Genomic DNA, 20,489 nt, shown 5'->3' on the forward strand with positions numbered 1-20,489 from the left:
CGCGAGCGCAATGGCTGCTGCCAACGTGAGCTTGATCAATCTCAGCAAATGGCGCCCCAACCGACAAACAAAACAGTAGAAGAATGCTCGACAGGCTTCACCTCGGGGCCGCACGCTCCGCCAAGGTATTTCACCGCTTCACAGGCTCAGTCGGTTTCGCGGTATCCCATGGGCGTTTGCCGGACGCGTCACGATCCCATGGGCGCGCAACCGATGCTGATTTCTCTTCCAATACATCTTTAGCGCGTGCCGCCTTGATCTGGTCGCGAATTGACATTTCTGTTGCAGCAGGCGCTTGCTCGGCCGCTCGAACATTAGCACTGGATGACAAGAAGAGGATCGCGCCGACCACCAAGATCTTTTCCATCAATGCCGATAGCACGATCACCCGTTGTTGTCCGATCTATCTTCGACCCCAGCGCGGAGCTAACAACAACGATCGCCTTCCACGCAACGCAGTCGACGCAGTGATAGTCAGCCGAAGGCTGCCGTGCAGCTTACGCAGGTGTGCCAGGCTAGACAGCGGACTTTGAGATCCTCGTGCGGGCCGCCGGACCAGCAACCATTTTCTGCCACATCTCTTGTCCTCCATCACCGATCGAGGCTGCACAAGGGGCATCGGTCGCTGGCACATGGAACTCCCGTCTGTCTCCGGAGTGCGTCATGACCCGGTACTATTTCGATCTCGTCGACGATGACGGCCTGTTCCTTGACGAGGAAGGTCTGGAACTTGCTGACGTTCGGGCGGCGCAGGTTGAGGCGGCAAAGTCATTGGCCGACATGGCACGGGATGCGACGTATGAATCTGGTAGTTCTTCAAAGCGCCATATGGCAATTGCGGTACGGGACGACGCCGGTCCCGTGATGCATGTGGGGTTCGAATTTGGCGACGGAGGGCGGCAACAGTGACAGGGCCTATGGGTGCCGGCGTTGCTCCTCGATCCACCTTCGAGCATCCATGAGGTGGCCCCTCGTCGCGCCGCAATAGCGGTCAAGCGTCCGCCTCACGCTTGACTGCGCCGCCTACCTCTTTTTTGCCGACCCGAAATCCGGCTGCCAGGCGACCTCTTTCCGGCTGGGCTGTGCTGCGATCACCTTGGCTTTTTCCTTCTTCGGCTTCTTGGCTTCGCGATTGCCGCGTTGCTGTCCCTTGGCCATGACGTCCATCTCCTGTTGGGGTTCAAGTTCTTTCAGTTCGTCCGACTGCAGGATGCGCCCGCGAGGCGTGCAGACGCGGACATCCATGTAACCGTCGCGCAGCAGCTTTCGCGCGAGCCGCAGTGCAACGATCGCGCTGCCACGGCCGAGATTGGCGCTGCCATATTCGTTGGTCCCCATGACCAGGTAAGGCACGCGCGTTGCCTTAGCCATTGAGGATGGCCGCAGCACACACCAGAAGCAAAAGGAACAACGGAACGATCACCGGCGGGACCATCCATTCCGAGGCGCGAAAACGCGACATCGAGCGCTCCTGCAACTCTGTCGGCGGGAGCGCACGTGACCCTCAGTCACCGGTCGATGCCGTTGAGAAGTGCGGTGATGCGACAACCCTACGCCTGCGAGGCGCCAATAGCGAGTGCTAAAACGCAGTTCGGGCAAGGCTGCACTGCGACGTCAGCGCGCGGCAATGGCGAATGTGCTGGCTATTGCTCAATGACGGGCGCATGGTCGTCGCTGTCGGTCGGTTAGGGCCCCTCTTGCAAAAAGGCAGGCGTGCATGACCATCCGCTCACGGCGAGAGACCGTCACGTTCAGACATCCGTTCCGAATCCGCGGCATCGAGCGGCTGCTGCCCGCCGGCGCCTACGAGGTCATCACTGATGAAGAAACGATCGAGGGTCTCACCTTCTCGGCCTATCGCCGCATCGCCACGATGATTATGGTGCCGGCGGAAGGCGTTCGCGACTCAATGGAGATGCTCTCGATCGGCTCAGTCGATCTCGCCAATGCGCAGGCTGCGGATGCGAGCGCCGCATGACTGACCATCCCGTAGATCTCGACAAGCATCGCGGCATGGCTGCGCAGAAGGCTACCGATCTGCGCCGCGCGCTGGCAGACGTCGAGGCCCATGTCAGGGAATTGCGTGAGCGGGAGGCCGAACTTGAACACCGCATGATGACGGTGCCCGCCGCTTCCTGGCCGGAGGCTGCGGTCAAGGCGCGGCACCTGCTCAACCTCTATGCCGCGAGCCTGCCCGCCGAGGATACGAGGCACCGGGCGCTGGTCGCGTCGTTGCTCGACGACTTCGTCCGGCTCTCGGGCGAGGACTGACGGCAGAGCAACTCTCCGCACGCGCGATCGTGCCAGCAACGGTCACTTAAAGGAGGAAGCCATGACGCTCACGAGCGGTCGCTACATCGGCCACGAATATGACCGGATGATCGTGCTGTTCTCGATGCAGGACGGCGGTAAGGAAATTCCCTGCGCGATCTCGACCACCGCGATGGACTATCTTGAGCGCGGCCCGCAGGTCCGCCCCGAGCAGCGCGAAGCCCAATTCGTCCGCCTACGCGACCGCATCGAGGCCCGCGCGGCCAGCAAGTATCGAGCGACGGAACTTGAAGGAGATCCTCGGGGTATCGTGCTGCGCGGCATCGATTTCAGAACCTAACAACATGCCATGTCGTGATCTGGGAATCGCTTAGGCGAATTCTTCACAAGTTGGCCCCGGCGCCCGATAACTCGCCCAGCAGAGACGGACAGGCCGATGCTCAAGACAACGTCAATGCGTTCTGGACGTCGCAAGGAACCCGTAAGCGACTGAAGGCCAGTTAACGATCAATAGTTTTTCTTGAACGATCGACGCGGACGGCCCTGAACTCCGATGGTCCCTCGATCAAACGCTGCCTTCGCATCGCTTGATCATCGCCCTTCGCAGAATTGTCCGCCCTCTCGTCTATAACTTTGCCAGCCAGGTGAGCGGCACGCGCGCGTTGGGTCAGAATGCGATGATCACTCGTGCCCGTCTTCGTCATCTCGATCTCCTGGATTACAGACCGCGACTGAAATCTGGCAGCTACGCACCCCCGCTTTTGCTGCGTCGAACTCGGCGCAACCACCATGGCAATCTATGGCAATAACGTTCCTCTACGCGCATTCCCGTTACGCGCGCTCCTTGCCGGCGATCTGCGGCAAGGGAGGCTTGCGCTCGGGAAGCTTCTTTTTCGGGGGCGCCGGCAGCAAACCTTCCCTGATGGCCTGCTTCCGAGCGAGCTTACGGGCCCGGCGAATAGCCTCGGATTTTTCGCGCGTCTTTCTTTCGGAAGGCTTTTCGTATGAGCGCCGCTGCTTCATTTCGCGAAAGACACCCTCGCGTTGCATCTTCTTCTTCAGAACACGAAGGGCCTGGTCGACATTGTTGTCGCGAACAAGTACCTGCAATTGACATTCCTCGCTGGGCTGCGAATGCGCAAGTCCTGCATGCAGCCAATTGCGCAGGAGTCTCGTGGCGATTGCGATGATGGGAGTGACGGCGTCTTCTTCCGCCGGCCTCGAACAAGCCGGTCTATGCGTCACGGCAATCAAGTTCGGTAGAGCAACGTGACCACTGTCAGCCGCGCTGTCAATGGATAGAGCCGTTCCCACACGTCGTTTGGAGCCCTCGATCGCAAAGGAACGTTCGCCCACACGCGCTCGTGTAGCAGCGCTCTCGGAAACAATTTTGAGTGTTGCCTTGCAAAAAGCCGAAAATGATATATATTGAAGAAATTCGATTAGCCGCTGTGCCTTGTTGAACGCGCCCGCGGGCTCCTTTTCCAAAGACATCGACGAAGTTGAAGTAATCGCGTGCTCGTCACGCGATACGCGCTCGCGCGCTTTGGAGAATGAAAATGACGACAGGTACTGTTAAGTGGTTCAACGGCCAAAAAGGCTTTGGATTTATCCAGCCGCCGACGGCAGCAATGATGTGTTCGTTCACATCAGCGCGGTCGAACGGGCTGGCCTTGCGGGTCTCGCCGAGGGCCAAAAGGTTAACTTTGAGGCCAAGACCGACAAGATGCGCGGCAAAGTGAGTGCCGAAAACCTCTCGCTGGCTTGATTTGTCGACGCCGCTTTCACGGATGTACTGAAACGGCAGGCTGCCCGCTCGATCTTCGGATGGAGCGGGTTTTGTTTTTCATAATGCGGGTTGAGGATGATCGCCAGGAAATCGGCAGAGCCGTCGCCCGAAGGTATCGCGCGCTCGAACCGCAAGCGATTGGCTGCTGAAGACGGCGCGCGGGCATTGGCTGACGCGGAACGGCAGGCCATCGAGGTGCGAAAGAACATGGCGCGCCTCCGCGAGCTGCGTGAGGCCAAGGAAGTTGCCGACATCGCGTTTCGGGCATCGCTGCCTGCGCCCGCACCGACGAAGCGCAAAAACAGGTCGGCGCGATAGTCGAACTCGCGATCGCACGGCATCATCGTGAAACCGAATTGCACGGGCTGGGTGGATGCCTAGAGTCAAAGCAGACGGCGGGGGAACGATCACTTTCATGCTTGCGCTTGGCGCAGCACGGCAGATGTGCAGGCTTACAACGACGTTTCAGACCGACAAGCAGGCCTTCAGTTATCTTCACAAATATCGAAAAGAATTCGAGCATATAGCCCGTGCGCGGCTCGCCTCCGGCGAGCTCGAAAACGGAATCGTCGTGCTCTCGATGCTCTAAATCGAGAGCGACGATTATGCCCGGGAGTCTTTCGGCTTGGCTTCACGCGCCAATCGGGCCGCCTTCAGACGCTCGTGATTATCGTGCAGGGATTGCTGATCTTTCGCGTAATCGGTCATTGGTTTTTCTGTTCGCACCAATTTGAACGCGTTGTTCGCCTCCCGCAGATGCCGGGCAGCCTTCGCTTCGTTTTTCATCATTTTGATCTCCAGGAATTGGATCAGCGCCGGTCTGGGGCTCTCGCCATGACAGCCCAAGCGATATTTGCCAGGAGCGGATCAGCGTGAACGCTCCGCTTTGCGCCAGATCTTTCGCGAGGTCTCAGCGCGTTGTCGAACAACGGCAAGCGGACGCTGCCTACAGTTATCAACGCTTTCGCGGAACGCATGTTCCCGAGGGGCGAGCCGAAGCCCACGCCGCCGCTCGTCTGCCAGACGTTCAGCTAAAATCGCAACCAGTGTGGCGCCGCTCACGAGCTAAGCGCTTCCACCAGAACTCAGGTTAGCACATCATCGGCGTTGTGTGCGCGTTTCCTTGCCGATTCCTGAAGGCGGTAATCGCCATATGCACCAAGTGCAGTTTGCCCCCGACTGCGGGTGAAATGTCGAACGGGTACGCGTCGGCAAGACCAAGTGAGCGGTTGAGGCGGTTGATCGTCAGAGCGAGCGGGGTCCACAACTCAAGGAGCGCACCGAAATCGCTTTCCAGATACGGGTCATTCAGCGTGTGCTTTCCGCGCGCGTCCAACGACAACGGAAGTCCTGCCAGGGAATCCAGGGTCGAGACGATGTGCAGGAAGTGAGCGAAAGTCTCTGCCCAATCCTCCCAGGGATGATACGTCGCATACATGCTAATGTGACTCGCCGGATCGCAAGACCAATCCTGACGGGCATAATAATAGGCAAGCGCTGCCTGGTAGTTCTCTGTCTCGTCGCCAAACACCAGCCGAAACGGCGCTCGAAAACCCGCTTCGTGGATCAGGGCATTCCAGTAAAAGTGCCCTATCTCGTGTCGAAAGTGACCAAGCAGGGTGCGATAGGGTTCGCGAAAGGAAACACGCCTGATCTCGCGTTGTACGTCATCGGCCTCCGCAAGGTTGAGCGTTATCAGGCCGGATTCGTGACCGGTCAGGACCGGCCCATGCTCGTCCGAGAGAATCTCGAATGCCAGGCGAAATCCACCCGCGAACGCGATCGGCACGCGAAGCCGTCTCAGGTCGTAGATCAGCCTGCGCTTGGCTTCCTCCACGCGCTTCCAAAGGGCTACGTTACGGGGATTCTGTGTGGCGGGAATGACATGGGTCAGGGAGCAGGACATGCAGTAGGAAGTCGTGGAAACCGCGCACCAGTTGCAACCGATGATATTCCGATTGACGCATTCAAGGGCACTTTCCGCACCGATCATCGCCATATTCTCGGGATCGAAGATCAACGGCTGCATGCAGCCGTTGCATTTGGAGAGCTCGAAGGCCGATAGTTGCCCGCAATGAGGACATTTGAAATCTCTCATGATGGCGCACGACCATTGAGGGTGTCGATCAACGCACGTTGCTTCTTCAACGCGCGCTTCCTCAGAATATCAGCATCAACCTCGCTCACGGTTCGACGCGCGCCCTGGTAAGAGGCCTTCTCAGATACAGGCCGCGCCCCCCAGTCTTGCGTGGGTTGAATGGACATGGGCGTGACCCCGGATCGCATTTTCATCTTCAACAAAGCCTTCAGTTTGAAACGGGTTCCGGTCAGGCGCTGGGCGGATGTTCTCCACTCAATCGAGCATACGGCTGGCGGTCGGGACAGCGATGGCATACTGTTCACACCCGAGCGCTCGCAGCCTTCATCGGTGACGATGCCCAAATGGGGGTTCGTAACGGTCGCAATCATCTCTTTGGAGCTACTTCCATGAAGATCCGCGTCGGCTTCGAGATGATCTACGACTTTCCGCAACCGACCCCTCTTATCGCAGTTGTCGGCACTCACTTCACACGGGCATCCGACATTGTCCTGCCCGATCATCTTGTCAGCGAGCCGTCGGTGCCGATCACGCCCTACCGCGACGGTTTCGGGAATTGGTGCAGTCGTCTTGTCGCGCCAGCCGGCCGCATGCGCCTCTCAGCGGACGGCACAGTCCGAGACAGCGGTCTACCTGACGTGATCGTACCATCGGCCCAACAGCACGCAGTGGAAGATCTTCCGTCGGACACCATCGTATATTTGCTCGGCAGTCGGTATGTCGAGACTGACCGACTTACCGACGTGGCGTGGAAGTTGTTCGAGAAGACCGCGCCCGGTTGGGCACGGGTCAAGGCGATCTGCAACTTCGTGCATAACCACATTGCTTTCGGCTACGAGCACGCCCGCCCGACCAAGACCGCCTGGGAAGTGTTCAACGAAGGCAAAGGCGTTTGCCGGGACTATGCACATCTGGCTATAGCGTTCTGCCGCTGCATGAACATTCCTGCGCGCTACTGCACCGGCTATCTCGGTGACATCGGCATGGCGCCTCCATATGCCGCCGGCGATTTCGCGGGCTGGTGCGAAGCCTATATCGGTGGTCGCTGGTACACGTTCGATCCACGTAACAACATTCCGCGGATTGGTCGCGTCCTGATCGCGCAGGGCCGCGATGCCGCCGACGTTCCGATCACCCAGACATTCGGACCCAACACGTTGCTAAGTTTCAAGGTTTGGGCCGACGAACTCACCGGCTGATCGCAAAAGGGCTGCAATGCGACGGTCCACATCGAATCCCCGGAACCGCGAAAGACAGAACTATTGCCCGGCCTTATTCGCTTCGAAGGTCAACGCGGCTTGAAATACGTGCCCGGCTTCCGTTCGAACCTCGATAGCAACGTCCGGCCGGTTTTCCTCACCGGCCAAATCGCGGGCCAGTCCCGCCAATGTGTGAGCCGCCTCCATCTCAGCCTCACGTTGCGTTGAAAACTCTATTCCGTCTTCGTCCGGGTACAGTTCCCGATCGTCTCTGATATCGAAGAAATATCGGATCATCATGAGCGCCTGTTGGAAAGATGTCTGCGCCAGCGCGAGAGGTCCGCAAGCCGATCCAGGATTCGAATTACATTGGCGGCTGAAGTCCCGGAGAACTGAGCCACCTGTTCACCTCCAGGGCAACATCGATCTGCCGGGCCTTCTGAAGTAGTTCGGCGCGCCGGACGCAAACAGGCATCTCTTGAGCCTGCTGGCGCAAATTGATCGCCTCTTAAGTGAGACGGTATTCGAATGTCGAAGATTGAGACTCGCTACGAACCTGCACGGCTTTCTCCCTTGAATGGGCGGGAGCGCGACAGGCGTTCTCATCACCGATGGCTGCCTCGGGTGGGGCGGTGACGACCTTGATATATGTGCTCCAAGGCGCTCCGACCAGACATGATTGAAGAAATGTTTTTGGACAGCCTTACGGCTAGTCGAGTACTCCAACTGGAGCCGGAGACCCAGTCGAGATGGAGGCGTCTGTTCTCACAGGCAGCCTCAATGTTTCGTGCTCTCACTTCGATGGACGATCGATACGCAGAAAAGCCGTTCAGTCATCGAGCGCACTTCAACCGCCAAATCTGGACGACTGCCTTTGAACACGGACTCTCTGGCGATCCCCGTCAGCGTTTGCATCGCTTCAACTTCAGCAGCCTTCTGATTGGGCAGTCGTAGTCCTTCCTCGTCGGCGAAAAACTCGCGGCCACTCTGGATGTCAAAGAAATAGCGTTCCATAAGAGCACTCCACTTCCGTGCAGGCGGGAGCGCTCTCGGTCTCTCAGTCACCGACGCCTACGGGACAAGCCTCGGCCGGTGATCGGAAGACAATACGCCAGCTCTAACTTGGTTGCCAGAGATTCCGGGGCCAGCCGGGTCTAAGCAGCGGCAACTTGGACAGACTGCCTCCGTAAGCGCCTCAGAATCGAATTCGAGCCATCGGGCATCGACCACCATCACCTGACTTGGTCAACGGATTGTTCCGACGACAAGACTATCAGACCGGTAGCTGCAATTCCGGCGAATGCGACCATTCATCCAGGTGGCAGGCGACATCGGCCTGACGGGCCTTCTTGATCAGCGCATCCCTTTCTGGTCCCGGCGGGAGCTTGGCGGCCTGGTCAAGAACTTCTTTGGACCACGCTGTTAGTCGCTCCTGCAACGTGAGTTGTTGTTTGAAACGACGTCGCTTCTGCATGGCGTTCATCTCCAAGTTGATGGCGACAACCGGCGATCTGCTCCGGGCAAAGCCGCGGGCTCACGGTGAACATAACGCTACAAAACAGACAGGTTCAAACCATAACAAAGATCAATGTGACCGAAAAAATCTGGCGCAGGCCGCACACAGCAGCTCTCCGTTCTAATGCATCCAGATTCGGCTGGCCGACAGGCCGATACAGAGAGCTTCTTGGTGTCTTGAGCTACTTACTCAATCTACTCTATCTACCCGCAGGAGCGACCTTACCCATAAACCCGGCGACGTGAGGTGACTAAGCAATGTCTGCTTTGCCCCTATAGCGACCGACTTCGGGCGGCAGCGCAATATGTCGCGATGGGCCAACTCCGGATCTACGTAACCGGCCCACAACTCCAGCGCACGTGCACACGAAGTCCGAGCAAGGGTCGGGTAGAGAGACCCCGGCTCGGCGAACTGTGCGCCGCCGCTGGCTCTGGGCCGCAAGCTGGACGTATCTCCGCCAAGTGATTTCGGAACGAAGTGCCTCGGGGCGACTTGGCTCGGTGAAACCGTCGCTCGCCGCCAACCAAACGGCGCATGTCGCGGATAGCCAAAGGTCCACCACCGGACCTGCCGTTCTCCGAGCGCTCGCGCAGACAGCCAACAGTGGCTGTCTCCAGTTCCATAGATTGGGCAGCCGTGCCCGCACACGGAAAGCTGCGGAGGAGCAGGCGCAATTTCTGAATCTCGGCGCCGCATTGGCCGAAGGAGGCTTCGCTATGCCCCATCCCAAGGACATAGACCGCAGCCACAGTCGAGCAATTATGAAAGTGATTGGCCAGCAACTGCGTGCGTCGCTGAAGCTTGAGCCGGAACAACCGGAAAGCTTTAGAGGCCAAATCGAACGGCTGCGGGAATTGGAGGAGCGGTCACCAGCAATTGTTCCCGCTGACGAGGATGGGCAACAACGCGGCTGAGGTCGGCTCTGTTTGAGTTGCTGCCGGCGCGACGGACACCGAAATTACGTGTTTCATGAAGCCGGGGTAAGCTGGAAATTTACTTGCGTTAATGCAGACCAGCCAAAGCGGTGACAGGATGGCTGTGCTGATTTTGGAGGCCGATCCAATCTGCGACGGAGCCAGCATGCCGCGCTACTTCTTCCATATCTCTGATTGCTCTTCGCTGGATGATGCCGGCACTGAGCTCCCCGACATTGCAGCCGCACAAGCTGAAGCCGTGCAAATGAGTGGCCAAATCATCAAACAAGGCTCAATGGGAAATCTGTGGAAGGACATTCCGTGGGAGATGAAGGTAACCGACGGTCCATTACCACACGGCCGGACGCTCTTCGTTCTGCGGTTTGCCGCACTTCAATCTGAGCCTCCCTCCTAAGGGCGTGGTTTGCTGCCGAGAATGCTAACAGCTCCGAGGTCATGTTCCCCCCGGAGTTTTTGTGTTAGCGTATCAGCATTGCTGGCGTTAATGCAGGGTAGCTGGCAACTGAGAGTGTTGTGCTCCCGCCCCAGAACTCGGGTGCTGCAATGCCAAGCAAAATATTGATAAAACGGCTGCAAGCCGTTGTTGGACTCTCCGACGAGGACCGGACCAAGCTCGCGAACATGCCCCATACGGTGAAGGAATTCACTGACGGCGAGTACATCGTTCGTGAAGGAGACAGAGCGTCCCGGTGCGCCATCGTGATGAGCGGGTTTGTGTTTCGTCAGAAGGTCGTCGGCACCCGAGCCCAGATCCTGTCGATCGACCTGGCTGGCGATATGCCGGACCTGCACACTTTGCAGCTACCCGTCATGGACCAAAATATTTGCAGTGCGGGTCCATCGACCGTTGGCTTTGTGCCGCACACCTATCTCAATGATATCCTGATTAGCTCTCCCGGACTGGTTCACGCGCTCTGGCGCGAGACCCTTGTCGATGCCGCGATTTACCGCGAATGGATTGCAGGCCTTGCCCGCGACGCGCGCTCACGAGTGGGGCACCTCATCTGCGAGCTTGCGGCGCGACTCGAAGTCGTCGGATTGCTGGAGAACGCCAGCTTTTATCTTCCATTCACCCAGCAGAACATCGCGGATGCCTGCGGTTTGTCCGTCGTGCACATCAATCGGACTATACAGGAGCTAAGACAACTCCGACTCATTGAGTGGGAGAGGCGCACGTTGACGCTGCTCCGACGGAAGGAGCTGGAGGAGCTGGCGGACTTCACGCCAGAGTATCTCCATCTCAGGGATGAAAAACTTTGACAGCCCAAACCTGCGCAATTAGGGGTATTGAACCTTGAACTGAAGCCCTTCCGAGCACATGCGTACTATGCGGCTCGACGCGAGACACGTCTGGACGACACGGCGTTCGGCCCCTACAGGCCCCCGAACGCTAACAGCATAACGAGTCAGCTCTGGGTCATTTTCGACGCATTTGGCAGGGATTGAGGACTGGTTGATGTCCGCTCCTGTCCGTAAGCGCCGTACCAAGAGCGGGCCAGGAGAGTTGCGTTTGGCCGGACCGCCGTGATTCAAGGTCCCGAACTGGGGACTCGAATCATGCGCTACGAACTCGCCGACCATGAATGGACCGCCATCAAGCCGATGCTGCCGAACAAGCCGCGTGGCGTTCCTCGGGTGAACGACAGTCGGGTCCTGAATGGCATTTTCTGGGTCCTCCGATCAGGAGCACCCTGGCGTGATCTGCCGACGGCGTTTGGCCCATACACCACTTGCTACAACCGTTTCGTTAGGTGGCGGCGGGCCAATGTTTGGGGCCGCATCATAGAAGCGCTTGCCACTGCCCATGATGCCGCTGTCCAAATGATCGACACCTCCATTGTCCGCGTGCATCAGCATGGAGCCTGCATCACAAGGAACCAGCGCCAATCGATGGGAAGGTCCCGCGGCGGCTTGACGAGCAAAATCCATGCGGTGGTCGATGGCAATGGTCTGCCGGTACGGCTGGCGCTGAGCCCGGGTGAGGCCCATGACGTTCGACTCGCCGGAAAACTGCTGTCTCGTCTGAAATCCGGGTCGATGCTGCTTGCTGACCGTGGGTATGATGCGGACTGGGATCAGGGAGCTTGCCATGAAGAAGGGCGCGTGGGCCAACATCCCGCCGAAAAGCAATCGCAGCGATCCGATTTGCTTCAGCCCTTATCTCTATCGTGCTCGCAACCAGGTCGAGCGGTTCTTCAACAGGATCAAACAATGTCGTCGGGTGGCGACGCGCTACGATAGGCTCGCCGCCAACTACCTCGCATTCATTCAACTCGCGTCAATCCGGCTATGGCTGCGCCTTAATGAGTCCGCGTCCTAAGTCGTTGCAGGCATGCTGAACTCAAAAATTGTCTCTTTGCCGCTCGAGACGACCTTAAGCGTCCCGTCATGGGCTCGCGCAATCTCGGATGCGATGTAGAGGCCGAGACCTAAACCTTGCTGGCTGGGACGGTCGCCGCGGGTGTAAGGCAGAAACAGGCTTTGCATCGCCTTGTCCGAGATCGGCGTACCGTAATTTGTCACCCTGAGGGTAAATCTTCCATCGCTCGTCCTTGCCGAAACAATGATTGGCTTGTCGATGTCGCCATAGGTGACCGCATTCCCGAGTAAATTGGAGAACAATTGGCTGATCTTGATGCGATCGCATCGAACCGGCTCGTTTAGGGCAATATCGGTCTCGATGTTAAGGCTTGGCCACGCCAGACGCATTTCGTTGATGACGTGTTCGATCACGGGGGTCAGTGGCTCGTTTGCGTCGGGCCTGATCGTCAATCCGCCGCCGAGGCGGCCGCGGGCAAAATCCATGATGTTGTCCACCAGACCCGCCATTCGCATCACGGATTTCTGGATTGATGCGACGATGTCGGGCGCTCGCTCGCTATTCGCATTCTTGAGGAGAACACGCATGCCGCCGGCTATTGACGCCAGCGGATTGCGGAGGTCGTGTCCCAGCACGCCGATAAATTGCTCGCGCAGCTCCGACGTCTTCCGTTCGTCAAGAAGATCGGCTCGGGTGCTTTTCAGGTCCGCTTCGGCAGACTGCCGCCCCACCTCACTGGCCAGCAGGCTTTCTGACCTCTTGGCAAGGTCGGCCTGAGATTGCTCGAAGCGCTCGTTGAGATCCAAATGCGCAGCGATCAATTCCCCAAAAAGCCGCAAGCTTTCGACGATCTCAGGTCGATTTAACTCACGCGGTCGCGGATCGATCGCGCAGAGCGTGCCCCAGATGTCTCCGTTCGCACGCTTGATCGGAGCTGAGATGTAGCTCCTGAAGCCATACATGCGTGGCGTCGGGTGATTGCAAAATCTGGAATCCGTCTCGACGTCATCGATGACAACCAGTTCGCCGTGGCCGCGAATTTCATTGCAGATCGTCGTTTCGACGTGAAGCTCGCTCCCTTCCACGAGGCCGAAATCTATGCTGTCGCGAACAGCACAGCACAACCAGCGATCGCTGGTCACCCTGGCGACCGCTACGAAGCCCATGCCCGTTAAGCGGGTTACGGCATCCAAAATTTTCGGAACAGCATTGATTTGCTGAACGGCGGTGATTTCGCCGCTAAGTTCGGTTATCATTGAACTATACTCAGGGGAGCATCTGGGTTCCTGACCCAACTCTGGAAGAGATAGAATGTTCTCGGAACAACGCGAGGCGGGAGCCGTTGCGTGTTGACCTCTAGAGTAAAGTACCCCTATTCGGTGGCTCACAAATTTGTTGTTTTGATAGTCGAGGACGAGTTCCTCATTCGTCTGAACGCGGCTGAGATGGTACGCGAGCTGGGCTACGAGGTCGTAGAGGCCGCCGATGCGGATCACGCAATCGAGCTCCTGGAGAACACCGCCGATATAGCGATCGTATTTACCGATATCCAGATGCCCGGCTCGATGGATGGCCTGGGACTTCTAGCCACCGTTCGCGACCGTTGGCCTCCGATCGCACTGCTGGTCACTTCGGGCCAGGTAGAACCTGCCGTCGAGGATCTTCCCGCCGGAGCCCGCTTCCTGGCCAAGCCCTATGTGCAGAGGCAGCTCGGCCAGCATCTCCATGCTCTCACCGGATGATGGCCAGCCGCCCGTCCCCTGTGTTTTGATTTCGATGCGGGCCTGCGAAGGTTTGGAAAATGGTCAATCACGCAGCGTGCTTAAAGCGTCTATCTGGGTCAGAAGGACAGCTTACACTCTTGCCTTGGCGGGAGTTCCCAATGCCTGGCGAAATTGGCTTCCGCATAGGCGTGATCGTACTCGGGACTATCCCGGTCGTGTTGGTGATCGCCGCCGTTTTTGGAAGTGAACCGCCCGATCCGGAGACGCAATCGACTGCCAATCTACTTTCGGCAGCAATGGACCAAGATTGATCTGGCTCGGTGGTAAGAAGACTGCTATAGCATTGGTATCACCGCGCGCTTAGTGGCTGTTATCGGTGACTGAGAGCTTTGCGCTCCCGCCTCAACCCAGTGAAGGCGGTAAGATGTCAAAATCCGACAAATTCGAAATCCGTGAGTGGCTTGTGCCGCCGCTATTGGTGCCGGTCTTCCTCACACTGCTGATCGCGGTTGTGGCTATTCTGTAGCTGCAAGCGGTTCAGCAACCATGCGTTCAAAATGCAAATCGAATGCCTGGAGCAAGTTTGGGCCAATGGGAGCCGATAATGGCAAACACCGCAATCATCAGGGATGCCTACGGCGTTCCGGCAATTTTCGTTGGCTCGAAAACAGGCCGGGACGATGCGCCTTTTGTTTTCGTGAGCGTCGGGGGTGAGGAGCGCCGGATGCGCTGCTCTGAGTGGGATGCTCTTCCAATCTGGACCGGCCAGCGTCCTTCTTGGGTCAACAAAGGTGGATCATGACGGGACCTTCGGTGTGAGCAGAACTCGATCCGGTATGCGGACGGCGGCGCTCCTGCTCGCGTCGGGATTAAGCACATCTGCGTTAGCCGCTTCCGTAGCGGAACCGAATTGCAGCGCGATCGAGAGCACCAGTGCCCGGCTCTCCTGTTACGATGCGGCGTTTCCGCCAAAGGCCAAGAAGCCCGCCGAAACCGATAGTGCCCCATCGTCAGGGTACAAGGACCCATTCGTTGCGGAAGAGGCTCGAACCGCCGCAAAGCTGAAGAACATTTGCCGCGGTTGCTGAGCTTCGCCGACCGAGCGGGCGTATCCGATCATGTACGCTCCTATTTGAGGGTTCAATTTGATGACGAACGAGGATGCAAGAGGTCGTCGGACGGGCCGCCAACGAAGGCGAGCCCTTCGTTTGGCGGGTGCGGTGTTGGATGACAGGGCCGACAGCTCCGCGAGCTCGCAGGAGCACCAGATGCGCAAGCAGCGTCTTCTCGACGGGCCCGCGGAGTTTCGGGAAGTTCGAGTCGATCGTTCAGAGAAGACTTCAAGCGACGCTGATTGATCAGCGTTTCTCGCTGCCTACGTGTTGTTTCGTCGCGGAGCGATGACGGCGCATGGAACATCAGGGTATTGAGTATACGGTGGTTCAAACGATCAATCCACCTGGCTGGAAATGGTCGTTTGAGCGAGCCGGTCGGTCATCGAAAACAGGCATCGGCTTCAATCGAGCAGAGGCTATCATCGCAGCTCAACGTGCCATCATCCAATGGCTCAGGGAAAAGCAGCTTCGATCAAATACGCTCGGTCTGCGACCTACCGATTCTTGAATTATCTTTGACCTCGGGCGTTGCCACTCGATGCCGATGAACCTTAGGGCGACACGTCGGGACTAACCTTTGTCGGGATTTTACCCTCACCCTCCCGGGGCTGGTGATCCGCCGCCTGCGCTTTATTTAAGCGGGCGGCGTTTTTTGTTCCCTTTGTCCCAAGCGATGACTCTCTGACAGATGTTTGGGTTTGCTATCGGCGCATCGCCATATATTGCGCTGCCGGCGCGCCTCCACCGGCACAAGGCTGACGTCGCTCGTATCATCGTCGTTCAAGGTTAGCGACCGATCCGTTTCAAGCCACGGGTAAAGCACCTCATGGTGCACAGGTGTGGTCTGGTCTCCGCAAACTTCTGCATTTTTCTGCTCGGCAGGCAACCGGCTTCAGGGCTTTGTAGAAGTGATGGGGGCCGAGAGGTCGAGCTGTCTTTCTATTCTAAATTCCGAGCCCGCGTTTTCGGCCAAATTGCCAGGAAATGTCATCGCCACGCATGATGCCGACGACCTCTCGGCCGATTTCCTTCTCAATAGCCGGGCGCCACGGTACGAGGCTGAAGCCGAGTCCGCCATCGATCATGGCGAAGCGGCCGCTGGCGAGTTGGGTGGATCCGATCAACTTGCCGCGAATGGTTTGACCATCTTCGATCGCTTGGAAAGCAAGGCCTCGTTCAGCGGCGAGCTTCCGTCCAACTCGCTCGACCTCTCGACGTTCGAGCGTGGGCAGAAGGTCGGCTCTCGCACGGACGCCACCATCGGGCATGCGCCGGGCGTGGCCCCGCCGGATCAATTCGTCCTTCCGCCGTTCCAAGGCGTCCCGCACCTCAGCGCCGAAGCCTCCCTCGGCCAGCATACCGCGGTTGGGATTGACTAATTGCCGGTCGAGCCAAGTAGCGCCGTCGCTGGTCACCTGGCGATCAAGATCGAAGGCCGAGTGGACCCGCAGACTCGTCCGCCGGCCAACGCCGGCCTCATAGGCCTGTGCGCGGGCTTCGAGATCGTCCGGTATAATCCAACGGTCGGGACCTGCCCGCTCGACGATGCCGGCCCGGCGCAACGCCTCCAGGCGGCGGATGTGGCTTTCGACATAGGCCTGATAGTCGCCGCCGGGAACACGCACGTGACCTGCCTCGGCAAGCGCCCGATGCTCGTTCGGGTGGTACTCGCCGGTGCCTCTCGCAAGCTCAGCGATATTGCGGTCGGCGGGACGTGGGCCGGCCGGCGCGCGCCCAATCTCGACGATCGCGCCGATCCTCGCCTCGTCGGCAATCGCAGCGTCCCTCAAGGCCACGTGGTGGACGCGTCCGTCGATGCCATCGACGATGATTCCGACCCTATCGGCGAGCTCATCAGCCAGCTCCTTGCCGATGACCCTGCCGATCACCGGGGCCGATGTCGTATCGCCGTGGAGGAGGATGTTCTCTGCGCCTCGTGCTTGCCCCTGCGCGGCGAGGGAACGGTTGATGGACTTGATGATATCGCCGCGTTCGCCAAGCTCTCTCAATGCCGGCTCGAGCCGATCGGACAGGTGCCAGACGCCGGGTTCAATCTCCCTTGCCAATCCGAAGCGCCCCAGCACCTGCAATCGTCCGATCCGGAGCGTCCGATCGAAGTCGGCGTGGCGCTGACCGGCGTCCGGCCGCAGGTCGAGGAAGCCATTATCGGCCGCCCCCACCATCGCGCGATCAATGCGGGTGAAGCGCTCGGCGGCGATCTCCGCCTGAAGCTTCGTCCGCACCTCAATATCCGTCTCAGGTCCTAGCTCTAGGGTCGCCCGGTCCTGGGCGCGGAGCCGCAACCCATCCGTGATGTAGTCCTGGGCGATAATGAGATCCTTACCGAGATCGTCCTTGCCCCGGATCACGATATGGCTGTGAGGATGGCCGGTGTTGAAGTGGTCGACCGCGACCCAATCGAGGCTCGTGCCGAGATCCTCTTCCATTTGCCGCATCACGTCCCTCGTGAAGCCATGGAGATCGGACAGACGATCGCCGTCCTCGGGAACCACGATGAAGCGGAATTGGTGGCGGTCCTCGCGCCCCTGCTCGACGAAGGCCCGGCCATCCACCCGTTCGTCATCCGGTCCATAGAGCTGACCTCGCCCGCCGTCGCGGGTCGTCCCATCGCGCTGGAGGTAGTTGAGATGCGCATGGGCAGCTCTGCTGCCGATCTTCAACCGGACGATCCGTGCCTTGACCACGACACGGCGCATACGCTGGCTCGCGTCCCGCTGCCCCGCCGCCAACTTCAATCGATCGGCCGCGGCTTGGCCCCGACCGATCCGCGAGCAACGACCTTTTTTGGGACGCGTCGACCGCGAAGGACCTCTGTTCTTGCCGCGCGACCGTCCCGGCGTCAGGGGGCCTCCATTGGCCTTCACGGCAGCCTTCATGACCTGCGCGAAGAACGACTTCGGCCGCCGCGCGCTGCCTCCTCTGTCACGGATGCGGCCGGGGCGGGGGCGGAAATCTGATTTGTCGTCGCGGCTCATGCAAGCGATGTCGCAGCCTGCGTCCTCGAACGCAATCATCGGCATGCCGCCATCGCATCAACGGCAGCAAAAACAAGGAATTGGCGGATTCAGCGCCCCCGCTCTGGCGACATCGGCTCTAAAACCAGTGTGCAGACAAGGGCTTCGAGCAAACGCTAGTTTGCTTTAATCTTGCCCTCCACCGTAGCTTCGCCGATCATGCGCCAATCCACGCTAGATCACGACTGCCATTCGAAAGAAAGTCTCAGCATCTGTGAGATTGATCGCGCAATGCCAAGCAATATCTCGACGTTGAGAGTACGTCTTCGCCAATACGAGTACATTCCTAGTGATCCGCAACGATCGAGTAATCAACGTAGGTCTCGCGATCTCCAACTGCACACATCCGGTTTTCCTTTCGCAAATTCGTAGCGCCAATCCGCGTCTCCGAGCTGCGAGGCAAATGCTCTAGCGGAAGCCAACGTCTGTCAACAAACAGTGTTGCGCCGGCAACATTCTGGCATCAACGACGCAGCGCAAAAGTCGGCGCGGAGCGTATACGGTTGTTGTCGGATGTCGTATAGCGATTGTTCGCACGGCCTAGACCCTGCCCAGGCCATGCCGCCGCCTCGGATGTTCACGAATGCTTCGATCGCCGGTAGGAGCACGCATGTGGTCATCGTGGTGGCGGCAAGATCTCCCCGTTGATCGCTTGGCCGCGCGATTTCCGGGCAGCGGGCGCGGTCAATGACGCGCTCACTTGGGAGCGCGCCGCGAAGCGGTCGAAGATCATTGACCGCGACCGTTGCCCGGAACACGATGGCTCGCTTGCGGTCAGCAAGTGGTGGTGAACCACTTGCAGCGCTGCGAGCCGGGCAGGCGAAAACCACCCGCTTCGCCGAGCGGACGCCCACCCAAAGTAGCTCAGTCCTACATGACAGACGCAAGTGAGACTGTATCCCAGGATCGTCCTGGCGGTGGGACAAACGGAAGCCACTCCGCCGTTCGCTTGTCATCGTGCGCTATGCTGCGAAGGCCGCCACCATCGATTGCGCCGGCGCTCCCATTGCATTCCCTAGCGGGATGGCTCGCAACGATCCGCATCGAACCAAGCGCAAGCTGCCGACAACAGCGCAAGGCAGCGCGGCCGCCGGCCCCCTTCCGCCGACCTGCGATGGCGGTGATGACCCAGTCTGCGAAACCATCGCTGTCGTCGACGACTTACCGACAAAGATCGCCATATCTTCGCGCGAATTGGACGTCATTGACGCGTTCTTGGGACCGCTGCTCGATGACCTGCTCAAATGATTTCGACTCGCGAAGGAGCCGTTCGTGAATTTGCAAATGTCCATCCCCTCGCGTGCTGCACTCTACCTGCGAGTCTCGACCATGAGGCAGGCCGAAGTCGATCTCTCGATCCCTGACCAACGCTCGCAGACAGCCTCCTATTGTGAACGGCAAGGGTGGCAGGTCATCGCGGAGTATGTCGAGCCCGGCGCATCTGCGATGGACGACCAGCGCCCGGAATTCCAGCGCATGATTGAGCGCGCGTCCGACGACGATCGGCCCTTCGACGTTATCGTGGTGCACAGCTTTAGCCGTTTCTTCCGCGACGCGTTCGGGCTTGAGATGTACATCCGCCGGCTGGCCAAGTACGGGGTTCGGCTAGTGTCGATCACCCAGGAGTTGGGCGATGATCCCTCGCAAGTGATGATGCGGCAGGTGATCGCGCTGTTCGACGAATATCAGAGCCGCGAGAACGCCAAGCATGTGCTGCGAGCGATGAAGGAGAACGCTCGTCAGGGCTTTTACAACGGCTCTCGCGTGCCACTCGGCTACACCGTCGCGGACGTCGAGAAACGTGGACACCGGACAAAAAAGCGCCTCATCATCGACCCTGTCGAAGCAGAGACTGTGCGGTTGATCTTCAAGCTCTACCTCAACGGTGAAGCAACGAGTGGGCCTCTTGGCGTCAAGGAGATTGCCAAAACCTTGAACACACGCGGCATGCGAACGCGGCTCGGCGCGCGCTTTGGCGTGGGGCCGGTGCACAAGATCCTGACCAATCCAATCTATATCGGCGAGTGGCGCTTCAACCGGCGCCATGCAAAAACCGGACGCGAGAAACCGGTCACGGAAATCATCGCCGTGGAGGTGGCGTCCATCATCGAGCGCGCCGCCTTCGACGAAGTCCAGCGCACGCTCGTCGCGCGCAATCCACGAACGACGCCGCCAAGGGTGACCACGGGACCGATTCTACTGACGGGGCTCGCGCACTGCGCTAGTTGCGGCAGCGCCATGACGATGCGCAGCGGAACCTCCAAAACCGGGCGAGTTTATCGATACTACTCCTGCTCAGCTGCTGCACGTATGGGCAAGACCGCGTGTAAGGGGCGGTCGATCCCAATGGACAAGCTAGACCAGTTGGTGACCAGCCATATTGCCGATCGTCTGCTGGTTCCAGATCGTATCACCGCTCTCCTTGCGGAAATCGTTCAGAAGCGAGCGGTGGCCGGTGGCGAAGTCCAGGACCGCATCGACCAATTG

The 20,489-nt window shown here is 58.9% G+C and carries 28 protein-coding genes and 2 pseudogenes; 18 read left to right on the forward strand and 12 right to left on the reverse strand.

The window, feature by feature from the left end:
• Positions 1–130: 130 nt before the first annotated feature.
• Positions 131–388, reverse strand: coding sequence for a hypothetical protein (locus tag XH89_RS31685; RefSeq protein ID WP_014491568.1), 258 nt, complete (start codon positions 386–388; stop codon positions 131–133).
• 275 nt (positions 389–663) lie between these two features.
• On the opposite strand from XH89_RS31685, the gene XH89_RS31690 reads away from it, so the two are divergent.
• A complete protein-coding gene (locus XH89_RS31690) occupies positions 664–909 on the forward strand; it encodes a hypothetical protein (protein ID WP_194464257.1) in 246 nt (81 codons plus the stop codon).
• A gap of 114 nt (positions 910–1,023) precedes the next feature.
• Here the strand turns inward: XH89_RS31690 and XH89_RS31695 are convergent, their stop codons facing one another.
• Complete coding sequence (locus tag XH89_RS31695) at positions 1,024–1,371, reverse strand: hypothetical protein (protein ID WP_014491570.1); 348 nt, start codon at positions 1,369–1,371, stop codon at positions 1,024–1,026.
• 346 nt (positions 1,372–1,717) lie between these two features.
• Here XH89_RS31695 and XH89_RS31700 point away from each other — a divergent pair, with 346 nt between their 5' ends.
• The 3 genes from XH89_RS31700 to XH89_RS31710 all read left to right on the forward strand — a co-directional run bounded on the left by XH89_RS31700 (position 1,718) and on the right by XH89_RS31710 (position 2,611).
• A complete protein-coding gene (locus XH89_RS31700; protein WP_028160512.1) occupies positions 1,718–1,978 on the forward strand; it encodes a hypothetical protein in 261 nt (86 codons plus the stop codon).
• A complete protein-coding gene (locus XH89_RS31705; RefSeq protein WP_014491572.1) occupies positions 1,975–2,271 on the forward strand; it encodes a hypothetical protein in 297 nt (98 codons plus the stop codon). Before XH89_RS31700 ends, XH89_RS31705 begins: the two co-directional genes overlap by 4 nt.
• A gap of 61 nt (positions 2,272–2,332) precedes the next feature.
• Positions 2,333–2,611 carry a DUF1488 domain-containing protein gene (locus XH89_RS31710; RefSeq protein WP_014491573.1) on the forward strand — a complete coding sequence of 93 codons (279 nt, stop codon included), beginning with the start codon at positions 2,333–2,335 and terminating at the stop codon, positions 2,609–2,611.
• Positions 2,612–3,102: 491 nt separating this feature from the next.
• Here the strand turns inward: XH89_RS31710 and rpsU are convergent, their stop codons facing one another.
• On the reverse strand, positions 3,103–3,381 hold the full coding sequence (gene rpsU / locus XH89_RS31715; RefSeq protein WP_014491574.1) for a 30S ribosomal protein S21: 279 nt from the start codon (positions 3,379–3,381) through the stop codon (positions 3,103–3,105).
• 449 nt (positions 3,382–3,830) lie between these two features.
• Between rpsU and XH89_RS31720 the strand changes: the two are divergent.
• From XH89_RS31720 to XH89_RS31730, 3 genes and pseudogenes are all read left to right on the forward strand, one after another.
• Positions 3,831–4,039 (forward strand): annotated as a pseudogene (locus tag XH89_RS31720) (cold-shock protein).
• Positions 4,040–4,135: 96 nt separating this feature from the next.
• Entirely contained in the window at positions 4,136–4,378 is a 243-nt protein-coding gene (locus XH89_RS31725) for a hypothetical protein (RefSeq protein ID WP_014491576.1), read from the forward strand.
• 55 nt (positions 4,379–4,433) lie between these two features.
• A complete protein-coding gene (locus XH89_RS31730; protein ID WP_014491577.1) occupies positions 4,434–4,649 on the forward strand; it encodes a hypothetical protein in 216 nt (71 codons plus the stop codon).
• 14 nt (positions 4,650–4,663) lie between these two features.
• Here the strand turns inward: XH89_RS31730 and XH89_RS31735 are convergent, their stop codons facing one another.
• The 3 genes from XH89_RS31735 to XH89_RS31745 form a co-directional block, all read right to left on the reverse strand.
• Positions 4,664–4,846, reverse strand: coding sequence for a hypothetical protein (locus XH89_RS31735; RefSeq protein ID WP_014491578.1), 183 nt, complete (start codon positions 4,844–4,846; stop codon positions 4,664–4,666).
• Between the two features lie 304 nt (positions 4,847–5,150).
• Positions 5,151–6,089: a putative zinc-binding metallopeptidase gene (locus XH89_RS31740; protein ID WP_246767673.1), complete on the reverse strand. Its 939-nt coding sequence runs from the start codon at positions 6,087–6,089 to the stop codon at positions 5,151–5,153.
• A 65-nt stretch (positions 6,090–6,154) separates the two neighbouring features.
• On the reverse strand, positions 6,155–6,502 hold the full coding sequence (locus tag XH89_RS31745; protein WP_194464259.1) for a hypothetical protein: 348 nt from the start codon (positions 6,500–6,502) through the stop codon (positions 6,155–6,157).
• Positions 6,503–6,547: 45 nt separating this feature from the next.
• On the opposite strand from XH89_RS31745, the gene XH89_RS31750 reads away from it, so the two are divergent.
• Positions 6,548–7,357, forward strand: coding sequence for a transglutaminase family protein (locus XH89_RS31750; protein ID WP_194464260.1), 810 nt, complete (start codon positions 6,548–6,550; stop codon positions 7,355–7,357).
• Positions 7,358–7,417: 60 nt separating this feature from the next.
• Here XH89_RS31750 and XH89_RS31755 read toward each other — a convergent pair whose 3' ends face one another.
• The 3 genes from XH89_RS31755 to XH89_RS31765 all read right to left on the reverse strand — a co-directional run bounded on the left by XH89_RS31755 (position 7,418) and on the right by XH89_RS31765 (position 8,831).
• Positions 7,418–7,657, reverse strand: a complete 240-nt coding sequence (locus XH89_RS31755) for a hypothetical protein (RefSeq protein WP_014491582.1) — start codon at positions 7,655–7,657, stop codon at positions 7,418–7,420.
• Positions 7,658–8,134: 477 nt separating this feature from the next.
• Complete coding sequence (locus XH89_RS31760; protein ID WP_194464261.1) at positions 8,135–8,371, reverse strand: hypothetical protein; 237 nt, start codon at positions 8,369–8,371, stop codon at positions 8,135–8,137.
• 259 nt (positions 8,372–8,630) lie between these two features.
• Entirely contained in the window at positions 8,631–8,831 is a 201-nt protein-coding gene (locus tag XH89_RS31765; RefSeq protein WP_128968233.1) for a hypothetical protein, read from the reverse strand.
• Positions 8,832–9,589: 758 nt separating this feature from the next.
• Here XH89_RS31765 and XH89_RS31770 point away from each other — a divergent pair.
• The 5 genes from XH89_RS31770 to XH89_RS41440 all read left to right on the forward strand — a co-directional run bounded on the left by XH89_RS31770 (position 9,590) and on the right by XH89_RS41440 (position 12,128).
• Positions 9,590–9,787 (forward strand): hypothetical protein, encoded by a 198-nt coding sequence (locus XH89_RS31770; protein WP_128968234.1) that lies wholly within the window; start codon positions 9,590–9,592, stop codon positions 9,785–9,787.
• Between the two features lie 91 nt (positions 9,788–9,878).
• Positions 9,879–10,202: a hypothetical protein gene (locus XH89_RS31775; protein ID WP_246767674.1), complete on the forward strand. Its 324-nt coding sequence runs from the start codon at positions 9,879–9,881 to the stop codon at positions 10,200–10,202.
• Between the two features lie 149 nt (positions 10,203–10,351).
• Positions 10,352–11,068, forward strand: coding sequence for a Crp/Fnr family transcriptional regulator (locus XH89_RS31780; RefSeq protein WP_194464262.1), 717 nt, complete (start codon positions 10,352–10,354; stop codon positions 11,066–11,068).
• A 297-nt stretch (positions 11,069–11,365) separates the two neighbouring features.
• Positions 11,366–12,049 (forward strand): IS5 family transposase, encoded by a 684-nt coding sequence (locus XH89_RS31785; protein ID WP_246767675.1) that lies wholly within the window; start codon positions 11,366–11,368, stop codon positions 12,047–12,049.
• A complete protein-coding gene (locus XH89_RS41440) occupies positions 12,030–12,128 on the forward strand; it encodes a hypothetical protein (protein ID WP_244659486.1) in 99 nt (32 codons plus the stop codon). The genes XH89_RS31785 and XH89_RS41440 overlap by 20 nt, the downstream gene beginning before the upstream one ends.
• Here the strand turns inward: XH89_RS41440 and XH89_RS31790 are convergent.
• Positions 12,125–13,384, reverse strand: a complete 1,260-nt coding sequence (locus XH89_RS31790) for a GAF domain-containing sensor histidine kinase (RefSeq protein ID WP_028160170.1) — start codon at positions 13,382–13,384, stop codon at positions 12,125–12,127. The two genes, XH89_RS41440 and XH89_RS31790, sit on opposite strands and share 4 nt — an antisense overlap.
• 90 nt (positions 13,385–13,474) lie before the next feature.
• On the opposite strand from XH89_RS31790, the gene XH89_RS31795 reads away from it, so the two are divergent.
• The 3 genes from XH89_RS31795 to XH89_RS31805 all read left to right on the forward strand — a co-directional run bounded on the left by XH89_RS31795 (position 13,475) and on the right by XH89_RS31805 (position 14,654).
• Positions 13,475–13,870 carry a response regulator gene (locus XH89_RS31795; RefSeq protein ID WP_081492352.1) on the forward strand — a complete coding sequence of 132 codons (396 nt, stop codon included), beginning with the start codon at positions 13,475–13,477 and terminating at the stop codon, positions 13,868–13,870.
• Positions 13,871–14,010: 140 nt separating this feature from the next.
• Positions 14,011–14,163, forward strand: coding sequence for a hypothetical protein (locus tag XH89_RS31800; protein ID WP_194464264.1), 153 nt, complete (start codon positions 14,011–14,013; stop codon positions 14,161–14,163).
• A 293-nt stretch (positions 14,164–14,456) separates the two neighbouring features.
• Positions 14,457–14,654: a hypothetical protein gene (locus XH89_RS31805; protein WP_080669694.1), complete on the forward strand. Its 198-nt coding sequence runs from the start codon at positions 14,457–14,459 to the stop codon at positions 14,652–14,654.
• 1,257 nt (positions 14,655–15,911) lie between these two features.
• Here XH89_RS31805 and XH89_RS31810 read toward each other — a convergent pair.
• Entirely contained in the window at positions 15,912–18,008 is a 2,097-nt protein-coding gene (locus tag XH89_RS31810; RefSeq protein ID WP_246767676.1) for a DUF3363 domain-containing protein, read from the reverse strand.
• 951 nt (positions 18,009–18,959) lie between these two features.
• Between XH89_RS31810 and XH89_RS31815 the strand changes: the two genes are divergently transcribed.
• A complete protein-coding gene (locus XH89_RS31815; RefSeq protein ID WP_194464265.1) occupies positions 18,960–19,250 on the forward strand; it encodes a hypothetical protein in 291 nt (96 codons plus the stop codon).
• A gap of 81 nt (positions 19,251–19,331) precedes the next feature.
• Positions 19,332–20,324 (forward strand): annotated as a pseudogene (locus tag XH89_RS41445) (recombinase family protein); the annotation flags it as partial.
• 33 nt (positions 20,325–20,357) lie between these two features.
• Here the strand turns inward: XH89_RS41445 and XH89_RS41935 are convergent.
• Positions 20,358–20,486: a hypothetical protein gene (locus XH89_RS41935; protein ID WP_256440010.1), complete on the reverse strand. Its 129-nt coding sequence runs from the start codon at positions 20,484–20,486 to the stop codon at positions 20,358–20,360.
• Between the last annotated feature and the right edge of the window lie 3 nt (positions 20,487–20,489).

Origin of the sequence: Bradyrhizobium sp. CCBAU 53340 (genome assembly GCF_015291645.1) — a bacterium.
GTDB lineage: Bacteria > Pseudomonadota > Alphaproteobacteria > Rhizobiales > Xanthobacteraceae > Bradyrhizobium.

What these genes read in the sequence shown, in the direction of transcription:
- XH89_RS31690 (WP_194464257.1), top strand. Translation starts at nt 664, where the DNA reads ATGACCCGGTACTATTTCGATCTCGTCGACGATGACGGCCTGTTCCTT.
- XH89_RS31695 (WP_014491570.1), bottom strand. Translation starts at nt 1,371, where the DNA reads ATGGCTAAGGCAACGCGCGTGCCTTACCTGGTCATGGGGACCAACGAA.
- XH89_RS31700 (WP_028160512.1), top strand. Translation starts at nt 1,718, where the DNA reads ATGACCATCCGCTCACGGCGAGAGACCGTCACGTTCAGACATCCGTTC.
- XH89_RS31705 (WP_014491572.1), top strand. Translation starts at nt 1,975, where the DNA reads ATGACTGACCATCCCGTAGATCTCGACAAGCATCGCGGCATGGCTGCG.
- XH89_RS31710 (WP_014491573.1), top strand. Translation starts at nt 2,333, where the DNA reads ATGACGCTCACGAGCGGTCGCTACATCGGCCACGAATATGACCGGATG.
- XH89_RS31725 (WP_014491576.1), top strand. Translation starts at nt 4,136, where the DNA reads ATGATCGCCAGGAAATCGGCAGAGCCGTCGCCCGAAGGTATCGCGCGC.
- XH89_RS31730 (WP_014491577.1), top strand. Translation starts at nt 4,434, where the DNA reads ATGCCTAGAGTCAAAGCAGACGGCGGGGGAACGATCACTTTCATGCTT.
- XH89_RS31735 (WP_014491578.1), bottom strand. Translation starts at nt 4,846, where the DNA reads ATGAAAAACGAAGCGAAGGCTGCCCGGCATCTGCGGGAGGCGAACAAC.
- XH89_RS31740 (WP_246767673.1), bottom strand. Translation starts at nt 6,089, where the DNA reads ATGCAGCCGTTGATCTTCGATCCCGAGAATATGGCGATGATCGGTGCG.
- XH89_RS31750 (WP_194464260.1), top strand. Translation starts at nt 6,548, where the DNA reads ATGAAGATCCGCGTCGGCTTCGAGATGATCTACGACTTTCCGCAACCG.
- XH89_RS31755 (WP_014491582.1), bottom strand. Translation starts at nt 7,657, where the DNA reads ATGATGATCCGATATTTCTTCGATATCAGAGACGATCGGGAACTGTAC.
- XH89_RS31760 (WP_194464261.1), bottom strand. Translation starts at nt 8,371, where the DNA reads ATGGAACGCTATTTCTTTGACATCCAGAGTGGCCGCGAGTTTTTCGCC.
- XH89_RS31765 (WP_128968233.1), bottom strand. Translation starts at nt 8,831, where the DNA reads ATGCAGAAGCGACGTCGTTTCAAACAACAACTCACGTTGCAGGAGCGA.
- XH89_RS31770 (WP_128968234.1), top strand. Translation starts at nt 9,590, where the DNA reads ATGCCCCATCCCAAGGACATAGACCGCAGCCACAGTCGAGCAATTATG.
- XH89_RS31775 (WP_246767674.1), top strand. Translation starts at nt 9,879, where the DNA reads ATGCAGACCAGCCAAAGCGGTGACAGGATGGCTGTGCTGATTTTGGAG.
- XH89_RS31780 (WP_194464262.1), top strand. Translation starts at nt 10,352, where the DNA reads ATGCCAAGCAAAATATTGATAAAACGGCTGCAAGCCGTTGTTGGACTC.
- XH89_RS31785 (WP_246767675.1), top strand. Translation starts at nt 11,366, where the DNA reads ATGCGCTACGAACTCGCCGACCATGAATGGACCGCCATCAAGCCGATG.
- XH89_RS31790 (WP_028160170.1), bottom strand. Translation starts at nt 13,384, where the DNA reads ATGATAACCGAACTTAGCGGCGAAATCACCGCCGTTCAGCAAATCAAT.
- XH89_RS31800 (WP_194464264.1), top strand. Translation starts at nt 14,011, where the DNA reads ATGCCTGGCGAAATTGGCTTCCGCATAGGCGTGATCGTACTCGGGACT.
- XH89_RS31805 (WP_080669694.1), top strand. Translation starts at nt 14,457, where the DNA reads ATGGCAAACACCGCAATCATCAGGGATGCCTACGGCGTTCCGGCAATT.
- XH89_RS31810 (WP_246767676.1), bottom strand. Translation starts at nt 18,008, where the DNA reads ATGCCGATGATTGCGTTCGAGGACGCAGGCTGCGACATCGCTTGCATG.